The sequence below is a fragment of the Nocardia albiluteola genome, assembly GCF_018860155.1.
GTDB lineage: Bacteria > Actinomycetota > Actinomycetes > Mycobacteriales > Mycobacteriaceae > Nocardia > Nocardia albiluteola.
In genome coordinates this window covers 1-1,461 of sequence record NZ_JAHKNI010000041.1, presented here as the reverse complement: position 1 = coordinate 1,461, position 1,461 = coordinate 1, and the positions used below count along the sequence as shown (strand labels likewise).

Below are 1,461 nucleotides of genomic sequence, written 5' to 3'. Positions count from 1 at the left end.
TGATGCTCCTATTGCTGTCAAGCGGTTGTGAGCCATTGTCTGTAGGTGTTGGCGAGTTCGTCGTCGCGTTGGAGTCCGCGTTCGATGCGGGAGATGGTGGTGGGCCAGAGTCCGAAGTGGCGGGCGGCGGCGGTGACGGTGATGTTCTTGGCTTGGCGTGCTGGTCGTAGGTCGTGGTAGTCGGCGATGGCGATTGCGCGGGTGAGCAGTTTGAATACTTCGCGGGCGATCGCGCGTTTGAGCCGTCGCAGGATCTCTAGTTTGCTGTGGCCCTTGGCAGTGTGGCGGATGACGTAGTCGCGGGTGGGTTGGTGGCTGGACATGCGTACCAGTGCGATTCGGTGCAGGGCGTTGTTGCCGGCCCGGTCGCCGCCGCGGGAGAGTCGGTGGCGCTGAGTTTTTCCCGATGATGCCGGGATCGGGGCGGTGCCGCAGAGGGCGGCGAACGCGGCTTCGCTGGTGAGCCGGTGCGGGTTGGTGCCGGCGGTGACGATCAGTTGTGCGGCGGTGTCGGGGCCGACGCCGTAGGCCGCGCGCAGGGCGGGGTTGATGGTGGTGGTGAGCTGATCGAGCTGGGTGGTCAGGTGGGTGTCTTGTTTCTCCAGGAACAGCACGCGTTCGGCGAGTGCCTTGGCGGCGGTAAGGACCGCGGCCGAGAGCGGGTCGGTGGCGGTCGCGGGCCGGCAGCGTGCCAGAGTGTTGATCAGGACCGATGTTGTTGTCTTACGGTATTTTTCGCGGATCGGGTCGGGGGCGGTGATCAGTAGTGCCTTGATCTGGTTGATCGCGGCGGTGCGGGCCTTGACCGCCGAGCGGCGGGCCGACAGCAGTGCTCGCAGCACGCTGGTGTGCTCGTCTTTTGGGACGGCCAGGTCGTGTCCGGCCAGCGCGAGCCGGGCCGCGGTGTAGGCGTCGAGGGGATCGGATTTTCCGTGGCGTCGCCGGGCGCTGCGGTCGGGGCGGATCACTTCGCGTACCTCGATACCCGCGGCGGTCAAGGCCCGGGTAATTCCGGTGCCGTAGCTGGCGGTTCCTTCCACCCCGGCCCGAAGCAGCGGGCCGTGCCCGGTCACGAACGCGACCGCGGCCTGGTAACCAGCCGGTGTGGTCGGGAACTCGTCGTCGGCGACGTGCCTGCCGATCGTGGTGATAACCGCTACGTGGATCGTGTCGGCGTGGGTGTCTACACCTGCCACGACCTCGACCGATTCTGTCATGCTGAACACGGGCTCCTTCGTCAGTCGACCTGGGGCTCACCCCGGAGGAAGCGGCGGGCAGACAAGACATTGACGAGGGAACTGCCAGGCTCCTGATTAAGTCATGTCCGCCGCTTCCATCCGGTGCGAGACTTACGGCCCCCGCACCGGCCCGACAGATCAAATTAAGGACAACCCAGCAGGGCGTCAGTCGGACCCAGAGTCACGACCAGCGCAGGAACACGCCTTACATCATCAATGTCGG

1 protein-coding gene is annotated in these 1,461 nt (G+C 65.8%); it reads right to left on the bottom strand.

Annotated elements, in window-relative coordinates; all coding sequences use genetic code 11:
* Window positions 1-17: 17 nt before the first annotated feature.
* Complete coding sequence (locus KO481_RS42585) at window positions 18-1,217, bottom strand: IS110 family RNA-guided transposase (protein WP_215924463.1); 1,200 nt, start codon at window positions 1,215-1,217, stop codon at window positions 18-20.
* Between the last annotated feature and the right edge of the window lie 244 nt (window positions 1,218-1,461).